A 17,769-nucleotide genomic window follows, 5' to 3' on the forward strand; every position below is an offset into this window, starting at 1 on the left:
CGAACTGTACTTACAAATCAAAAACCGCGCCTAGGCGCGGTTTGATAATGCCATTTGACGATTTTACTGGCCTTTGCGCTGACAATACTCGATCGCTTCGCCCAGCAGCTCTAATGCTGACTTGTCACACTCTGGGAGCGCAGCATCGGTGGTGGAGAGAGGCGTCACGCGTTCACCCCATTTGATGTGGCCCGCCCCCCAAGTTAACCCAGCACCAAAAGCGGCGAGCAGTAGGTTGTCTCCTGGTTTAACAAAACCCTGCTCAAGCGCTTCACACAAGGCGATTGGCACGGTCGCTGCAGAGGTATTGCCGTAGTTTTGAATATTAACAAACGCTTTGTCTTGGCTAATTCCTGATAGATCACAGAGGGTCTGGATAATTCGGATGTTGGCCTGATGTGGAATCACAACGTCAATGTCATCGGTAGAAAGCTGGCTACGAGTCAAAACACTTTGCGCTGCGGCGCCCATTCCCTTAACTGCACGCTTGAAGATCTCTTTACCGACAAAGTTGAAATCCCAGTAGCCGTTATCGGCAGCAAAGCGATCCATTGAGGTACCAAAAGCGGGTACCGATAAAATGTCTCGACCTTTCGAGTCACACCCCAGTTGCGCTTGCTGAAGGCCGACAGCTTGCTCAGTGCGGCTCAAGACCACAGCACCTGCGCCATCACCAAACAACACAGCGGTATCACGCATCGTCCAGTCAATAAAGAAAGAGAGACGCTCGGCACCAACGACAATCGCGTTTTGATAGTTACCTGCCTGCACCAGGCGAGTCGCCGTTTCTAGGCCGTAGACAAAACCAGTGCACGCTGCATTAAGGTCAAATGCTGTGGCCGCTTTAATACCAAGGTTTTGCGACACTTTTGACGCAATGTTGGGGATTAGCGAGTCCGGTGAACAGGTCGCGATAATGATCAGATCAATCTCATCAGCGTTCACTCCGGCACAAGCAAGCGCTTGTTTGGCGGCAACCGTTGCCATATCAGAAGTGTTAACGTGGCTAATGCGGCGATTTTCAATCCCGGTTCGAGTTCGGATCCATTCGTCCGAAGTATCAAGAAAGGTACTTAAATCTTGATTAGAGAGCGTAGCTGGAGGTAGGCATTTCCCCCAACCGACAATTTCTGCATAGAAATTTTTCATTCTGAGCCTATGATTTTGTTATTTGAATCACTCGTTGGTTTCAGAGTATAACTAGCTATGGCAATTACTGTCACCTAATTGAAAAGAACAACGAGAGAAAAGTCATGTCTACCTTTAATACACGCTGTCCGTCATGCTCGGCCGTTAACCGTGTGCCAAACGAGCGTATCTCTGAAAGCCCTACTTGCGGCAAATGCCAGTCTCCACTGTTAGATGGTGCGCCCATTGAGGGCACAGAGGTAAATTTTGACGCGATCTTAAACAGCGACCACCCTGTCGTCGTCGATTTCTGGGCCCCTTGGTGTAACCCGTGTGTTGGCTTTGCGCCGGTTTTTTCCGACGTTGCCAACGAGCGAGCAAACTCTGTTCGATTTGTAAAAGTGGATACAGAAAGTCAGCAAAACCTTGCTGCTAAATATCAAATTCGAAGCATCCCAACTGTCATGGTGTTCAAAAATGGCAAAAGAGTCGATGTTATTAATGGCGCGATGCCAAAGAGTCAATTTGATCAATGGCTTAATCAAGCTATCACCAAGTAAAGCTCATCGATAATTCTGATTAAAAGTGGCTTATTTACTAGCAAATAGGTCACTTTATCTATCAATTTTCTCCGCCCCAAGACGATAGATGCTTTTTGTCGTCATGGTAAAAAACTTTCGTTTTACCTCCCTCCCATTTCATTCCATAGTCGCGCCGATTTTTACTGTTTCTACTCCGTACTAATGAGGCAAAGACGTTGGAAAATTCGGTTGTTTCAACACCACAAGCGCGCATTTCTGTTCCAGTTATCGCGCTAGCGCTATACGCAGTTGCATCCGGTTATCTCATGAGCCTAATCCCGCTCATGTTGCCACACTGTGGTCTTGAGTCTTCGTTAGCCAGTTGGTTGGCAAGCGTGTTTTATGCTGGTCTGCTGATTGGTGCGATGGGTATCGAACCTTTAGTGACCAAGGTCGGGCATCGCAACGCATTTGTATGCTGCTTAATCGCCTTTATGGCGACGATCGTCGTGTTGCCGCTGATGCCAGTCGCTGGCCTTTGGGTGTTCGCACGTTTAGTGGCGGGAATTGCTGTGGCTGGTGTGTTTGTTATTGTCGAGTCTTGGCTTTTACACGGTGACGAAGCAGCGCGCGCCAAACGCCTTGGCCTTTACATGGGTTCTCTATACGGGGGCAGCGCATTAGGTCAATTGGGCATTGGCATGTTGGGCGTTTCAGGTGGCGTACCTTTCATTGCGATTGTCAGCCTGTTGATTTTAGCGGTAGTAGTGCTTTTGTTTGGTCAAAGTGACCAACCAGAAAGCCAGCACAGTACGCCGCTGACACTAAAACAGATCAGCAAGCTTAACCACGCGGCTATCATCGGCTGTATAGTGTCTGGTCTCACACTCGGTGCTATGTATGGGTTAATGCCGGTAGAGCTACAAAATCGCGGCATCAATAACTCCGACATTGGCAGCTTAATGGCAGTCGTGATTTTGGGTGGTATGGCGGTACAGCCATTAGTCCCTTGGTTATCAAAGTTTTTGGGCCGCACGCTATTGATGGCGATGTTCTGCTTGCTCGGAGTGGCGGCGATTACCCTAACGACGATGATGAGCGGATTACACGCGCTGGCGATCGGCTTGTTCTTGCTCGGAATGGCGACGTTTGCCTTGTATCCTGTAGCGATTAACCTCGGCTGTGACAAACTCGATGCCAGCTTTATTGTGTCCGCCACTCAGGTGATGCTGTTTAGCTACAGCGTTGGATCGGTTGCAGGTCCCGTTGCTGCCGATTGGTTTCTAGCGGGAAGCCAAGGCCTGATGGGCTACCTATTTGCAACGCTCCTGGCTACGTGTTTATACATGCTGATCGCCAGCATTAAAACTAAACGCCAAGCCGTGGCAGGCGAGTAACCGCTAAGGGATGCATCAGGCATCCCTTTTTGCTTCTAGCTGTTTACGACGATGACGATTGGACGCATTGGACACAGGTTTACCTGGTACCGCTCGTCGCTCGTGCAGCAAATGACGAACTGCAAGCCATGGGTGAGAAAATAACATCCGCGGGCCTGCGTAACGCATCACTAAACGCATTTTCTCTTTTTGTTCGGCTTTGTAGCAATGAATCGGGCATCGATTGCAAGTTGGTTTTAATTCTCCATATGGACAACGGTCGAGCTTGGTTTGCGCATACTCCAGCAGGCTTTTGCACTCATCACAAAGAGGAGAGTGTTCGCCATGATGGGCTTGGCAATAGATTTTCATCATCGCCGCAACTGTTTTAAATTCGGTCAATAACGAACCACGCAGGATCTCAGATTGTGTCATGGTCATACATAGGTATCCTGTTGATACAAAAGTAGATCTAGCGTATCACTTAACTGACTTTGAACTTTGATATAGGTAAAGCCGAGCTTAACTAACAGCGCCTGACTGGCAAGATTATCTGAGCTAGTGATGGCCACGACCTGCTCAATATCCGCTCGCCTACGGGCGTACTCCATCATCGCTTGCCCTGCTTCATAGCCAATACCTTGTCGATGGGTACTGGGTAAATAGCCGTAACCGATGTCATAGGCAGGCAAATCTGGCCGTTTGATCAAGCCACACACACCGAGCGGCGCTTTGCTCTGCCGATCTTCCACCACTAATAAGCAAACCCCATACTCTTCGCGCATTGCCAATATCTTATCGGCAATGTAACGCCTCGCATCCTCTACGCTGCGAATCTGCTTGTCACCAATGTAGCGCAAGAAATCAGGTGTGTTGTAAAGGGTTTGAATAAATGACGCATCATCGTCGCTGGCTAAACGCAGCACAAGCCTTGCTGTGGTTAGAGTTTGCATCAAGCTTCTCTTTAGCTGGGTTAAAAAGTGAGCTTAACACCTACACTTAACGTAATACAAAACAAACAGCAACGGATACCCAAGGAGTCAGGTTATGCGAGTTTTGATCCTGATGTTGCTATCGACATTGTTCAGCGCCGCGTCGATGGCCTATCCAGCCTACTCGTCTCAATGGTCGCATCGCAGTGTGATCTACTTTGCGCCGACCAACGATGAGTATGTGAAACAGTTTTTGCTTGAAACCTTAATCAATGAGTGTGAACTGCAAGACAGAGACTTGGTTACCATGGTAGTGACCGAAGACGGGTTTACTCAACCGAAATGGGTAAAATTTGAGTTCAATCTCGCTGAGTTGTTCGCTGTGTATGACGTCATACCTGGCTCACATACCGCGGTATTGATAGGTAAGGATGGCAGCGAAAAACTGCGCTGGGAGAAGTCCACCGATTGGGACAAAGTTAAACGGGTAATCGACCGAATGCCGATGCGCAAACAGGAAATGGCGCGCAAAACTAGCCCTTGCTCTGCCTGAGAGCCATAGACTGACTTTGAGAATGCGCAACACAACGAAACGGAAAAAGCCAGTCACGAAGACTGGCTTAGCTCATTGAGATGTCGCGCTCAGACACTAGCGCCCGATACAGATATTGCCTTGCTCAATCTCGACAGAATAAACACTCACTCGAACATCCTTCTCCTCCAGACACTGCCCCGAGTGCAAGCTAAAATGCTGCTTGTACAAGGGAGAGGCAACACAAAGCTCACCACCGATGTCACCGACTATACCCCGGCACAATACATACGCTTCGCCAATTGGGTCCCAGTTTTGGATAGCAAATACGCCTTGGTTAGGCACATAAAACAGTGCGATTTGTTCGCCATCAATCAACGCAGCTCGACCTTGGTAAGGTGTTAGCTGATCCAAACGGCCGATTTTTATCTTATCGATTACATCCATTAGACTTCCTCCCTGACTGGAATTCTTTGGCCGCGAATCCTTTGATACGGCAATGCTTGGCTCTCATCATCCGCGTTGATAAATGGCTTGAACTTGACCAACTTATCTGGATTGTCCAACGTGCTCTTCCATTCACATTGATAGGTATCCACCACATGCTGCATTTGCGCTTCAAGTGACGAAGTGATGTTTAATGAGTCTTCGACCACAACGTCTTTGAGATAATCCAGCCCACCTTCGAGGTTTTCCATCCAAACCGATGTGCGTTGCAAGCGATCGGCGGTTCGTACGTAGAACATGAGTACGCGGTCAATCAAAGCCACTAGCTCCTGTTTCGACAGATCTGCGGCGAGTAAATCCGCGTGTCTTGGTCTCATCCCCCCATTTCCACATACATAAAGATTCCAGCCGTTCTCTGTTGCGATAACGCCAATATCCTTGCTTTGAGCTTCTGCGCATTCGCGTGTACAACCAGACACCGCAAATTTAATTTTGTGTGGCGCACGTAAGCCCTTGTAGCGATTTTCTAACTCGATAGCTAGACCAACCGAATCATCTACCCCGTAGCGACACCAAGTCGAGCCAACACAAGACTTAACCGTGCGCAGTGATTTTCCATAGGCATGACCCGTTTCAAACCCGGCATCAATTAACGCTTGCCAGATTGCCGGAAGTTGTTCAACTTGAGCGCCAAACAGATCCACCCGTTGGCCACCGGTTATCTTGGTGTACAAATCATACTTTTTCGCCACTTCACCCAAGGCAATCAATTTATCAGGGGTGATTTCCCCGCCCGCGACACGGGGCACGACCGAATACGAGCCATCTTTCTGTAAGTTGGCCATAAACGCATCATTCGAGTCTTGCAACATACTATGCTGAGGCTCCATGATGTGTTCATTCCACAGTGAAGAAAAAATTGAGGCTGCGGTAGGTTTGCAAAGATCGCAGCCGTGACCGCGTCCATGCTGTTCAATTAAGGTATCAAAGTCTTTGATCTCTTCTACCTGACAAATGTGGAACATCTCTTGACGAGATAGTTCGAAGTGTTCACAAATATGGTTATTGACCTCAACGCCCATTGCCATGAGCTCAGCGTCCAACACGCTTTTCACCATATTGCTACAACCACCACATCCCGTGCCTGCCTTAGTCGTTGACTTGAGAGTATCTAGATCATGGGCTCCCGCTTGAATAGCACTGACTAGATCGCCCTTAGTGACATTGTGACAAGAACAAATCATCGCGCTATCTGCTAAATCGCCCTTTAGCATTCCAGTGTCGAACAATAGATTTGCCGCATGGTCAGGCAAGGTTGTCTTATTGAGATAAGCTTGAAGCAGGGTGTCGTAATCAGAGTTGTCCCCAACTAAGATTGCGCCTAGCAGCTGAGTACCTGACTCATCGACCACCAGCTTTTTATAAATGCCCGCGACCGCATCTTGCAACACCATTTCTTGCGCCCCTGGAGTTGCTTTATGGGCGTCGCCAATTGAGGCAACATCAACCCCCAGCAACTTGAGCTTGGTGCTCATATCTGCTCCGGTAAAACCGGCATTGTCACGGCCGAGCAGTGCGTCAGCCGTCACCCGAGCCATTGTGTATCCAGGCGCGACCAAACCGAATATTCTCTCTTGCCACAAAGCGCATTCGCCGATGGCAAAAATACTCTCATCGCTAGTGCGACATTGGTTATCAATCACCACCCCACCACGCTCACCAGTTTGCAGCCCTGCTTCTTTGGCGAGCGTGTCTTGTGGTCGAATACCTGCCGAAAAAATGATCACATCAACCTCAAGCGGCTCAGCATCTTTAAACACCATTCGATGTGTCGCGCCTTCGCCATCACAGATTAGCTCTGTTGCTGTCGAGGTATGAACAGTCAAACCTAGTTGCTCTATCTTCTCTTTCAATACCGCTCCTGCGGCGTCATCGAGTTGAACTGGCATCAGCCGTGGCGCAAATTCAACCACGTGAGTTTCCACACCCAAAAGTTTGAGCGCATTGGCCGCTTCTAACCCAAGTAGACCGCCACCAATCACTGCCCCTTTTTTCGCTCCCTGACAAGCGGTTTTGATTTCGGACAGATCATCCAAAGTGCGATAAACATAGATATTGTCACGATCTTTACCTTCAATGGGTGGCACAAATGGGTAGGACCCTGTGGCAAGCACTAACTGGTCGTAACCGATGACACTGTCGCCATCAACAACCAAGCGTTTTTTATCACGTTCGATTTTGGTCACTTGACTACCCAGCAGTAATTCGATGCCATGCTTGCTATACCATTCCTCGCTACTAAGCATTAAATCTTGATGGCTATTACCCGAAAACAGTGACGATAGCTGAACTCGGTCATAGGCAATGAAGCGCTCTTCTCCAATCACGGTAATGCGTGTTTCCAGATGTGCTCCACGCTCAACTAACTGAGCAACTAGGTGATGACCAACCATACCATTGCCCACAATAACTATATGTTTCATCAGTAGATTCCTTATGCAGACTGCGCTGGCACCGGGCGATTTTCAGGCTCAGTGACGTTTGGTTGAACACTGGTTTTGCTTTGCTTTTCATACAAGAAACGCAGCACCGATTGACGATATTTTTGATAGCTTGGATCATCGGCAAGCGCGACGCGCTCCCTTGGCCTGGGCAAATCAATGGATAGCACTTCTCCAATCGTTGCCGCCGGTCCATTGGTCATCATCACAATTTTATCCGACAACAACACCGCTTCATCGACGTCGTGAGTAATCATGATCACTGTGTTGTTCAGTTCAGCTTGAATTTGCATCAATGAATCTTGCAAGTGTGCACGTGTCAGCGCGTCAAGTGCGCCAAACGGCTCGTCCATTAACAGTACTTTGGGTTGCAGCGCCAAAGCACGCGCGATACCAACTCGTTGCTTCATCCCCCCTGAGATTTCATCTGGCTTTTTATCTGCGGCATGGGACATTTGAATCAAGTCGAGATAGTGCTCTACTTGCTGCTTAACCCACTGTTTGGTGTTTGCCCCTTTTGAACGATGAGCGGAAATTTGCTTAACGGCCAGTTCAACATTTTGGTAAACCGTTAACCAAGGCAGCAAAGAATGATTTTGAAATACCACGGCGCGCTCTGGCCCAGGGCCACTCACTTCGCGGCCATCAACAATCACCCCGCCATCGGTCGGAAGATGTAAACCCGAAACTAAGTTAAGTACTGTCGATTTGCCGCATCCAGAGTGTCCAATCAAGGAGACAAACTCGCCTTTTTCAATTTGAAAATTGACGTTTTTCAAAGCGATAAATTCGCCGTTGGGGGTTGGAAATCTCATCCCCAACTGAGTTAAATCAAGTAATGGTTTAGACATAGGAAACTCCTTTTATCGCAATGCCTGCTGTTTATTCCAAGACAACCATTTCTGTAGTTGCAACATGCCACGGTCGAGTAGCAAACCAATGAATCCAATGGTGATCACCGCCACCATAATCCGCCCTAAAGATTGGGAGCTACCGTTTTGAAATTCATCCCAAACGAACTTCCCAAGTCCGGGGTTTTGCGCCAGCATCTCAGCGGCAATCAATACCATCCATGCAATACCTAAAGAGAGGCGCAGACCAGTAAAAATCATCGGAATGGCTGAAGGAAGTACGATCACACGGATATGCTGCCACCATGAGAGCTGTAGTACTTTGCTGACATTGATTAGGTCTTTATCCACGCTGGTCACGCCAACAGCGGTATTAATCAGCGTTGGCCACAAACTACACAGGGCGACGGTCAGCAGTGAGTTGACAAATGATTTGGCAAACATCGGATCGTCACTGACGTAGGTTGCGCTAACCACCATGGTTACTATAGGTAACCAAGCTAATGGTGATACCGGTTTTAGCAACTGAATTAACGGATTAAAAGCTTGATAGAGCCCTTGATTGAGCCCTAGCACAATCCCTAACGGAACCGCGATAATAGTCGCTAAGAGAAACCCACTCGCTACCGTGATTAAGCTGGTTCCGATTTGGTCAAAAAAAGTCGGTTTACCTGTGTATGGTCGGATTTTGACTTCCGCTTGCGGATTTTTGGCCAGTTTTGCCGCGTTACGCTTCTCCTGTCTTTCAATAAACGCGACTTCTTTTGCTCTTTCGTCCCAATGTTCAGTCACTAAATTGCTGAATTGTTGATAGGTTTGTGCTGGTCCGGGTAATGTGCCCAGCGATGTTTCGACCTGTCGTGCACTTAAGTGCCACATAATTAAAAACAATAAGATTCCAATAACAGGTAACACGACGGCTTTGCTTTTGTTCGCCACCAGCGCCTTACTTGGAATTAACGAGATAACATTACTCGACATAACGACTCCTAAACGTCCCTGTGATGATTGGCAAGGAGAGGCTCACGCCCCTCCGCGTCAGTTCTAAACTTTGTCTTTGCCTTTTAAACCAATCGAAAATTTCTCTAGATACGCGTTAGGTGAACGCCCGTCGTAAACGATGTTATCGATGAAGTGTTTTTGCGGTGCGCGGAATCCGTCTTCTTGCGCGAAGTTAGGAAAGTCTTTGCTGGTTAGCACTCCATCGTCAATCAAAGCTTCAGCGGCTTGTTGATAGATATCTGGACGATATACTTTCTTAGCGATCTCCATGTACCAATCATCCGATTGCTCTTGAGAGATCTGTCCCCAGCGACGCATTTGTGTCAGATACCAGATTGCATCGCTGTAGTACGGATAGGTCGCGTTGTAGCGAAAGAAGACGTTAAAGTCTGGCACTTCGCGAACGTTGCCCTTTTCGTATTCAAAGGTCCCGGTCATAGAGTTGGCGATAACTTCATAATCCGCGCCGACATACTCACTTTTCGCCAGTAGTTTGACCGCTTCAACTCGATTGGCATTGTTGTTTTCATCCAGCCAGTGGGCTGCGCGAATCAACGCTTTGACTACGCGAATATGGGTATTGGGGTATTTTTCTGCCCACGTCTTTGACACACCAAACACCTTCTCAGGGTTGTTTTTCCAGATCTCATAGTCCGTGACCACTGGTGCACCAATCCCCTTAAATACTGCTTGTTGGTTCCACGGTTCACCCACGCAGTAACCTTCTATGGTTCCCGCTTCCATGGTCGCTGGCATTTGTGGTGGCGGCGTAACGCTCAGCAGCACATCTGCATTTAACTGACCACTGTTATCACCAGACTCTGGCGCGTAATAGCCGGGATGGATCCCTCCCGCCGCGAGCCAGTAACGCAACTCATAGTTGTGGGTAGAGACAGGAAACACCATGCCCATATTGAACGGCTTGCCCTCATCAAGGTAGCTTTCGACCACGGGTTTTAGCGCGTCGGCTTTAATCGGATGGATCAGTTTTCCGTCCGCTTCAGTGGGAATATTGGGTTTCATCTGTTGCCAAGTCTTGTTCGACACCGTAATCGCATTACCGTTAAGATCCATGCTGAATGCGGTTATGACTTCGGCTTGGGTACCAATTCCGATGGTTGCACCAAGCGGTTGACCAGAAAGCATATGCGCACCATCGAGTTCGCCGTCGATCACTCGGTCTAGCAGTACTTTCCAGTTTGCTTGAGCTTCTAATGTGACGTAGAGACCTTCGTCTTCAAAGAAACCTTTCTCATAGGCAACGGCCAGTGGTGCCATGTCAGTTAACTTAATAAAGCCGAACTTAAGATCTTCTAACTCTGGTTCACCCAATTGGGCGAAGGTCGTCGGTACATAAAAGGTGGTCGTGAGCGCTGCGCCAACTAAAGTACGTTTGATGGTTGAGGTCCATTTCATAAGTTTTCTCCAATAAAAAGGCGCTACGCCTCCGAAGAGTCGTAGCGCCATTGCATCCTTGTTCATTACCGCCGTTGATAATCAAAGGTTACGTTAATACAAATTGTCTGTTTTGCTGTTGGTTATCTTTCCAAGTAACATGCCAACTTATTTTATAGTTTATTATCAATAGGTTAGATCATACCGCCCTCAATCTTGCTTTCGCCTTGCTTAGCTTTAGTGCATGTCGCACCATTGCGGAAATTTTTATCTAACCCCAAAGTGGTAGCCCCGTTACTTCAGTGCCTCCATGGTTTGCAACAGATTTCGCGCCACCTGCGCCAAAGATTGACTCGACTGCATCGCAGACTTGCGCATCGCTTGATAGGCGGCGTCCTCATCGACTTGATGCAGCTTCATCAACAAACCTTTCGCCCTTTCGATCAACTTGCGATCTTCTAACCGCGATTCAAGTTGTTCAATTTCGCTTTCAAACGCCGCAACAGATTTGCGAACTTGATGCGCATTCGCTATCCATGGCGACAGGGAAAACTGCGTATCAGCAGGAACGAGGACATAGTCCATTCTTTCAGGTAAACGATTGATATCACGTTGATTAAGTTGCTTGAGCACTACCAGTAATGGAAGATTTCTCGCCCGGCATTCTTCAATGATCAAGCGCAACTCAGCGCTCGGTTGCTGCCAGCCGACAACCACGTGAGCCTCACGCTCTTTGTCTAAGAGGCTTTCAAACTGGTTGAGCTGACAGCTAACGATATTGTCAAATTCAACCGCAAGCAGATTGGTTAACCGCGCTAATTCTTCGACGCGGTCGCTACAGATAATGAGTGGGATTTTGGACAGGTTTTGGTGCATGAACATTCCTTGTTGTGCTCGCTATTAACTAGAGACATAACAAGGAATGTGCCAACTGAGGTTTGATTTAGATAAGCAATGATTTTGAGCAGTAGTTAGACCAAAATAGATAGGCTTTCTCAAAAGCGCGTTCATAGTCATCTAACTCAGCAAACAGTGTCGCCGCTATGGTCGACACGATAGTGTTGGCCATAAAATTAAACTCGCCCTGCTCAGTACCAAACGGGCAGCGCTTAGGAAGTGGAATATCCGTGAGCATTCTTTCCGCCCAATAGTGGGATTGAACCCCTTGCGCAGTGCTCACCCACACCGTTTGACTCACCTTAGGGTTATACTCTGATTCCCCTGATTGACCTTTAAATGATACAACAGCGTGGCTGGTTAACCCTATCTCACTTTCTACTTCGGCGTGCAACTGTTGAAAGCCTGGGTGAAAACTACCGCGTACGGCTAGTTTCGCTCCCCCTGGATTGAGCGCTCGAACCACAGTGTTGATCGGTGTACGTAAACCATAGCGATTCTTCCAACCTATCATCGCTTCTGCTTGAGGCGCAAAATGTTTTAGCGGCAGATAGGCAATGCCTTGGCTATCAAGCAATCTCTTGGCATCCTCGGGCGAGTGGGCAAGCGGGATACCCAGCTTGACGAGATAATCTTCAGCATGCAATCGACCCGCAGGTCTGTCGTGATAGCCGTGCAGCAAAACCTTGTAGCCATTGTCGCTAAGGATCTTGGCCGCCAGCAAGTGCCAAGGCTGGCCAGCACTAATACGTTTACCTGCATAACATGGCCAATCGATATCAGCGCCTAAGTTGGGAACACGTGATTGAAACGCTTTAACAAAGCCAGCGATCTCTTGTTTGGTTTCATTTTGCACCCGAATCAGCATCAACAGCATAGCCATTTGATCGTCACCGCACTGACCATCAAGATATTCGTCCATGACTTGGTATGCTTGCTCAAACGTCAGCGGCTTGCGTCCACGCTCGCCGCGGCCCACCGTGCGGATACATTGCAAAATTGTACTCATACTACCTCTTGAGAAACGACCGACTCTATGGTGCTGATTAGTTGTTGCCGCAGTTTGACCACTTCACCCAAAATAATCAATGCCGGACTGACACCTTTAAGCTCAATCGCCTTCGACGCCAATGATCCTAAGGTGGAAACATGCACTTTTTGCTGGCGGCTACAGCCATGGGTAATGATCGCTAAAGGAAAGTCATCATCCAACCCTTGTGCAATCAAGCCTCGCTGTATCTCTACTGCTTTTTCTAAGCCCATATAAAAAACTAACGTCTGGCCAGCGCTAACCAACTGTGACCACGCTGGTAGTGCCCCTGTCACGACTTGTCCAGTGACAAAGGTAACACTTCTCGCTACTTGCCTGTGCGTTAAAGGAATGTAGGAAGACGCAGCGCAGCCAATGGCCGCCGTTATTCCGGGAATCACTTCAAACTCAATTTGGTGCTTGGCCAGCAACAAGCCCTCTTCACCGCCGCGTCCAAAGATAAATGGATCGCCACCTTTTAAGCGGACCACCTGCTTGCCAAGTTTGGCGTACTCAACTAACATCTGGCTGATTTCTTCTTGCTTTAGGCTCGGCTTTCCGCAGCGTTTACCGACATAGATCTGTTGACAGCCAGGCTTAGTGAACTGCAAGATTTCTTGATTCACCAAGCGATCAAACACTACAACGTCTGCCTGTTGAATCGCTTTCAGCGCTTTGATGGTCAATAGTTCTGGATCATTGGGACCAGCCCCAACCAGTTGCACTTTGCCATAGCGATTCGCGCTAGAATGAGCCTCATCGTTACTCTCGATAGAATGTTCAATATAGCGGTGGGAAATAAAACCAGCGCCACGTAAACCCAATTGTGAGCCTTCTTTGTTGATAATGTCTGATTTCATCACTCGCTCCTACTTCGCTACCAAAATGGTGTGTTGATGGTGGCTAATCAGCCGCTCAATTTGCGGTAAGCACGATCCACAGTTGGTGCCGCATTTTAGTTTGCTCTGCAGTTGACTGAGATTATTGCAGTTGCCACTTTCAAGCTCGCGAGCGATCTGTTTGTCATTGACGCGAAAGCAGCTACAAATAAGTTCACTCGACTCTTGCTGCGCAGCAATTGCCAACAGAGTAGAAAAGCTCAACGGTTTGCCGACCAAAATCGCCAGCTGGGACGCATCAGTGACAATCGGTTGACCAGAAACAATTAGAATTGAGCGAGTGACTCGCTCTTGACCAACTTCATCGTAACCAACAGTGAGCCAGCCTGAAGCAAGCTCTAACACCACTTTACGTTTATGCGGCGTTTGGCCAAGGTCCTCTGAGATATCTCTGTCTAGGTTGTCTGTGTCGGCAAATCGCCACACACCGATGTTCTCTTCACTTTGAAAGGATTGGTAGGCAAAGCGGCGCTCAACGAACTTTTCGCCTAGGTAAAGGCCATAGGTTTTAGCATCGACCGTTTGAATTGCAACGCGCTGCGATTTAAATGCGGGTTGGCCAGAATGCGGGTCAACCTCACGGCTTACAACTGCATTAACTTCGCTTCCACCGCCATATTCTCCCGCCCAGTGCATAGACATAAACAGTTGACGCGCACCTAACCCATTGTCAATCGCGGCTTTTGCCACAATGCAATGCTCTGTCACTTCACCCTGCAGTGACACTAACTGCCCTTCATTAACGTCCAGATAAGCTGCAGAACGTTGATTCATGTAAACCGTCGGTTCTGGCTCAGTGGCGGCGAGATGCGGTATATAGCCAGTGCGCGTCATGGTGTGCCATTGATCCCTTTGACGCCCAGAGTTTAGCCACCAAGCAGATTGGTTGTGTGCTGTCGGAATAGCCGGGACGACAAACCGCGCTTTTCGATCTGGAAAACAAAATTGGCCGTTTGCAAAAGGACGTGTTCCACCCCACTGAACGGGCTGCCAGTTGAGGTATTCTTCATCCGTAATGTCGGCAAACGTCGACAAATCAAGCAACAAATCACTGCTGCTATTGATACCTGTCATGGCGGCGTACTCGCGGAAAACATCGGCTTCCGTGGCAAATTCAAATGCGTTGGGCTTTTCTATCAATGTACACAGTTTAGCGCCCACCTCACTGACCGCGCGCCAATCTGATTTGGCCTGTCCTTTAGTCTCAATAAATTGGCGTTGGCGAGTTAGCATACGTTCGGAGTTAGTAACCATTCCTTGCTTTTCCCCCCAACCAGCAGCAGGCAATAGCAAGTCGGCGTACTGAGCGATATCTGAATCGGAGGTCACGTCAGAAACAATCACTAAAGGACACTTTTTGAGTGCTCGTTTAACAAAGTTGTTATCTGGCATAGACACGACAGGATTGGTTGCCATAATCCAGATTACCTGGATATCGCCACGTTCTACCGCTTCGAACATTTCGACCGCTTTAAGGCCTGGTGTTGTCGCTAAATTGTCGGTCTGCCAAAACTCACCAACCAATTCTATCGACTCTTGGTCAAAACCTCGGTGCACAGCGAGTTGATTGGCAAGCCCACCGACTTCGCGTCCGCCCATCGCATTTGGCTGACCAGTGATAGAGAATGGACCCGCACCGCCATAACCGATTTTTCCGGTGGCCAAGTGAGCATTGATGATCACGTTGCCTTTGTCTGCGCCATACTGAGATTGATTCACCCCCTGACAAAACAGAGTGATGGTTTTGCGGGTATTGGCGAACCAACGATAGAAAGTGGTAAGCTGCTCCTGGCTGAGCTTTAGATGGTTACTTAAGGCGCTGACCTTATACTCACTGCCTGCCAAGGCTTCACACAGTGCAGCAAGACCACTGGTATGCTGCGCTACGTATTCTTGGTCGACCAGTCCTTGGTCTTGGCAGTATCTTAATAATCCATTGAACAGCGCGATATCGCCATCATCGGGGATCGCGAGATGAAGATCGGCTTGCTGCGCTGTCACCGTCTCTCTTGGATCTATCACCACCATTCGAAGTTCTGGATTGCACTCACGCGCTTGTTGAATACGGCGAAACAGCACCGGATGGGTCCAGGCTGTATTCGCGCCACAGATAATGATCAGATCCGCATCATCAATATCATCATAATTGACTGGCACCACGTCTTCGCCAAATGCCCTATTGTGTGCCACAACCGCAGACGACATACACAGACGAGAGTTCGTATCGATGTTGGCGCTACCAACCACCCCTTTCATAAATTTATTGGCGACATAGTAGTCTTCTGTCAGGAGTTGGCCCGACACGTACATTGCCGTTGAATCGGCACCATGATGCACAATCGCGTCATGATAGGCGTTCGCGATCATATCAGTGGCCTGCTGCCAAGTGATCTCGCGGCCATTGAGCTTCGGATAGAGTAATCTCGACGGCATATCCAGACTTTGTGCCAATGCCGAACCTTTTACACACAACGCACCACTGTTAGCTGGGTGGTGTTTGTCACCTTGGATACCGGTCGCGTTTACTTCTACCCCACACCCCACCCCGCAATAAGGACACGCTGTTTTGATACATTCCCTTGTCATCACTCACTCCTTAATACAAAAAGCCTCCTCCACTTTCTGAGTGAAGGAGGCTTCATTGCCTGTGACCTTGTTATAGATTGTGCGCTCGACCACCGTCGACAAGAGTTTAATAGCAATTAAGGTGCCAATAAGAATAACTGTTTAAATTCAATTATATAGAGTTAGACAACTTATGCGCATTGCACCAAATAGGTGCTTACGCATCACAATAAAATGCGTACCGATAGGAGCAAGGTCATGATTGCAGTAGATAATGATGACACGTGGTAAAAAGCAGACGCAAAAAAGCCAGTCACGAAGACTGGCTTTTCGAATGAATGGAGGCGCGTCCCGGAGTCGAACCGAGGTCCACGGATTTGCAATCCGCTGCATAGCCACTCTGCCAACGCGCCAAACCAAGTTGTCTCGATAAGAGATGGTGCCCCGGGCCGGACTTGAACCGGCACAGCGCGAACGCCGAGGGATTTTAAATCCCTTGTGTCTACCAATTCCACCACCAGGGCACACAAATTTCTTTGTGATGCCGTTTAGTACGATAAACACCATCTTAAATCTTTCAGCGAAACTCGCTTGATAAAAGAAAATGGAGGCGCGTCCCGGAGTCGAACCGAGGTCCACGGATTTGCAATCCGCTGCATAGCCACTCTGCCAACGCGCCCTTTTCTTTCAACGCTTTAGGTTACCCACCGCTGCGTTCGCTGCATACTTTACCCATTGAGCGAACAGAGTCAAATAAAAATAGCGGTTTTTATTTTGTTTGCTGAGTTTTGAACCAATATGCTGATTGTTTGATCTAATCCGGCGATTTTGTAAGGTAACTAGGCCAACAGTGCGCGCTGTGCTTTGGGCAACTTGCTAACTACTAACTGGTATGATCGTTCACATAAGTCTTCGACTAAGCCATCTTCTACGTCGCCTGGATAGTAAATCGTCACCCAGTGGCGCTTATTGGTGTGGTAGCCGGGGGTAATATCAGAAAACTGAGCAGTGAGTACTTCTCCGTCTTCGGGCACCACTTTCACCGTGACATATTCGCGCCCCTCACGTTCAGCTAAGATGGCGAACATTTTTCCTTTCACCTTGTACACCAAAGCTTCAGGACCAAATGGATAGTCAGCTTCTGCGCAAGTAAAGCCATCGAGAAAGTCTGCCAACTGTTTATTGTTCATCGCTTATTCTCCGCAGTGTTCATCAAAAAAGGAGCGCGAGGCTCCTTGTAAGCGTTATTTTATTTTTTCGCCAGTGGTGATGTTTCGAATCTGACGCCACCCCAACCAAACTGCATGAAATTGCGAATGTTGGCATGATCGTCGCCATCAGGGTTACCTAGCACATCTTGACGATAGTACTGACCAAAACAGGCTAAGGTCGCTTCAGGTGTTAGCTGGTGTTGCTTGGCAAATGCGAAGATCTTACACGAGCCATTGTTTTGTCCCGCTTGATTAATCACATTGCCGTTATGAAATTCCGTGGGAGTAAACTCATAGTTGGCATCAATTGCAGCCATGGTTTGGCTAAATTCGATACTTTGTGGCGAGTGCGACAGTTGGTCAAAAAAAGACGTGAGTTCCATGTTAATCCTTGCTCCTTATTTGCTGCTAACACTGTATAGCAGACTCCACAAGAAGCCAACGTTGCAAACCGTTTTTACGCCGCTATTTTCTCAATGCAA

17 protein-coding genes and 3 tRNA genes are annotated in these 17,769 nt (G+C 48.3%); 3 read left to right on the forward strand and 17 right to left on the reverse strand.

Translation table 11 applies throughout. From position 1 onward, the window contains the following. Nucleotides 1–63: 63 nt before the first annotated feature. On the reverse strand, nt 64–1,149 hold the full coding sequence (locus MTO69_RS14500) for a ketoacyl-ACP synthase III (protein WP_248335114.1): 1,086 nt from the start codon (nt 1,147–1,149) through the stop codon (nt 64–66). Nucleotides 1,150–1,253: 104 nt separating this feature from the next. Here MTO69_RS14500 and trxC point away from each other — a divergent pair, with 104 nt between their 5' ends. Next, the gene (gene trxC, locus MTO69_RS14505) at nt 1,254–1,688 is read left to right on the forward strand and encodes a thioredoxin TrxC (RefSeq protein WP_248335115.1); all 435 of its coding nucleotides are present in this window, start codon (nt 1,254–1,256) and stop codon (nt 1,686–1,688) included. Nucleotides 1,689–1,885: 197 nt separating this feature from the next. Then, nucleotides 1,886–3,046 (forward strand): MFS transporter, encoded by a 1,161-nt coding sequence (locus MTO69_RS14510; protein WP_248335116.1) that lies wholly within the window; start codon nt 1,886–1,888, stop codon nt 3,044–3,046. A 15-nt stretch (nt 3,047–3,061) separates the two neighbouring features. On the opposite strand, the gene MTO69_RS14515 is transcribed toward MTO69_RS14510, so the two are convergent. Together MTO69_RS14515 and MTO69_RS14520 are read right to left on the reverse strand one after the other, a co-directional pair. After that, nucleotides 3,062–3,460 (reverse strand): nitrous oxide-stimulated promoter family protein, encoded by a 399-nt coding sequence (locus MTO69_RS14515; protein WP_248335635.1) that lies wholly within the window; start codon nt 3,458–3,460, stop codon nt 3,062–3,064. A gap of 2 nt (nt 3,461–3,462) precedes the next feature. Then, a complete protein-coding gene (locus MTO69_RS14520) occupies nt 3,463–3,978 on the reverse strand; it encodes a GNAT family N-acetyltransferase (RefSeq protein WP_248335117.1) in 516 nt (171 codons plus the stop codon). 94 nt (nt 3,979–4,072) lie between these two features. On the opposite strand from MTO69_RS14520, the gene MTO69_RS14525 reads away from it, so the two are divergent. Then, nucleotides 4,073–4,510 (forward strand): DUF4174 domain-containing protein, encoded by a 438-nt coding sequence (locus tag MTO69_RS14525; RefSeq protein ID WP_248335118.1) that lies wholly within the window; start codon nt 4,073–4,075, stop codon nt 4,508–4,510. Nucleotides 4,511–4,606: 96 nt separating this feature from the next. Here the strand turns inward: MTO69_RS14525 and nirD are convergent, their stop codons facing one another. The 14 genes from nirD to MTO69_RS14595 form a co-directional block, all read right to left on the reverse strand. Beyond that, nucleotides 4,607–4,936, reverse strand: coding sequence for a nitrite reductase small subunit NirD (gene nirD, locus MTO69_RS14530; RefSeq protein WP_248335119.1), 330 nt, complete (start codon nt 4,934–4,936; stop codon nt 4,607–4,609). Beyond that, nucleotides 4,936–7,419 carry a nitrite reductase large subunit NirB gene (nirB, locus tag MTO69_RS14535; protein ID WP_248335120.1) on the reverse strand — a complete coding sequence of 828 codons (2,484 nt, stop codon included), beginning with the start codon at nt 7,417–7,419 and terminating at the stop codon, nt 4,936–4,938. The genes nirD and nirB overlap by 1 nt, the downstream gene beginning before the upstream one ends. A gap of 11 nt (nt 7,420–7,430) precedes the next feature. Beyond that, nucleotides 7,431–8,288 (reverse strand): ABC transporter ATP-binding protein, encoded by an 858-nt coding sequence (locus tag MTO69_RS14540; protein WP_248335121.1) that lies wholly within the window; start codon nt 8,286–8,288, stop codon nt 7,431–7,433. Nucleotides 8,289–8,300: 12 nt separating this feature from the next. Then, complete coding sequence (locus tag MTO69_RS14545; RefSeq protein ID WP_248335122.1) at nt 8,301–9,269, reverse strand: ABC transporter permease; 969 nt, start codon at nt 9,267–9,269, stop codon at nt 8,301–8,303. Nucleotides 9,270–9,332: 63 nt separating this feature from the next. Beyond that, complete coding sequence (locus MTO69_RS14550; RefSeq protein WP_248335123.1) at nt 9,333–10,706, reverse strand: CmpA/NrtA family ABC transporter substrate-binding protein; 1,374 nt, start codon at nt 10,704–10,706, stop codon at nt 9,333–9,335. Between the two features lie 273 nt (nt 10,707–10,979). Beyond that, on the reverse strand, nt 10,980–11,561 hold the full coding sequence (locus tag MTO69_RS14555) for an ANTAR domain-containing response regulator (protein WP_248335124.1): 582 nt from the start codon (nt 11,559–11,561) through the stop codon (nt 10,980–10,982). A 67-nt stretch (nt 11,562–11,628) separates the two neighbouring features. Further along, complete coding sequence (locus tag MTO69_RS14560) at nt 11,629–12,591, reverse strand: glycosyl transferase family protein (RefSeq protein WP_248335125.1); 963 nt, start codon at nt 12,589–12,591, stop codon at nt 11,629–11,631. After that, the gene (gene cobA, locus MTO69_RS14565; RefSeq protein ID WP_248335126.1) at nt 12,588–13,472 is read right to left on the reverse strand and encodes a uroporphyrinogen-III C-methyltransferase; all 885 of its coding nucleotides are present in this window, start codon (nt 13,470–13,472) and stop codon (nt 12,588–12,590) included. Before cobA ends, MTO69_RS14560 begins: the two co-directional genes overlap by 4 nt. Nucleotides 13,473–13,481: 9 nt before the next feature. Beyond that, nucleotides 13,482–16,097, reverse strand: coding sequence for a nitrate reductase (locus MTO69_RS14570; protein ID WP_248335127.1), 2,616 nt, complete (start codon nt 16,095–16,097; stop codon nt 13,482–13,484). Nucleotides 16,098–16,415: 318 nt separating this feature from the next. Beyond that, nucleotides 16,416–16,489, reverse strand: a tRNA-Cys gene (locus MTO69_RS14575). A gap of 24 nt (nt 16,490–16,513) precedes the next feature. Next, a tRNA-Leu gene (locus MTO69_RS14580) sits at nt 16,514–16,600 on the reverse strand. An 81-nt stretch (nt 16,601–16,681) separates the two neighbouring features. Continuing rightward, nucleotides 16,682–16,755 (reverse strand) — tRNA-Cys (locus tag MTO69_RS14585). A gap of 160 nt (nt 16,756–16,915) precedes the next feature. Further along, on the reverse strand, nt 16,916–17,266 hold the full coding sequence (locus MTO69_RS14590; protein WP_248335128.1) for an MmcQ/YjbR family DNA-binding protein: 351 nt from the start codon (nt 17,264–17,266) through the stop codon (nt 16,916–16,918). A 59-nt stretch (nt 17,267–17,325) separates the two neighbouring features. Continuing rightward, on the reverse strand, nt 17,326–17,670 hold the full coding sequence (locus tag MTO69_RS14595; RefSeq protein WP_248335129.1) for a HopJ type III effector protein: 345 nt from the start codon (nt 17,668–17,670) through the stop codon (nt 17,326–17,328). Nucleotides 17,671–17,769: the final 99 nt, after the last annotated feature.

This window comes from Vibrio sinaloensis, from assembly GCF_023195835.1.
In the GTDB taxonomy this organism is placed as follows: domain Bacteria; phylum Pseudomonadota; class Gammaproteobacteria; order Enterobacterales; family Vibrionaceae; genus Vibrio; species Vibrio sinaloensis_C.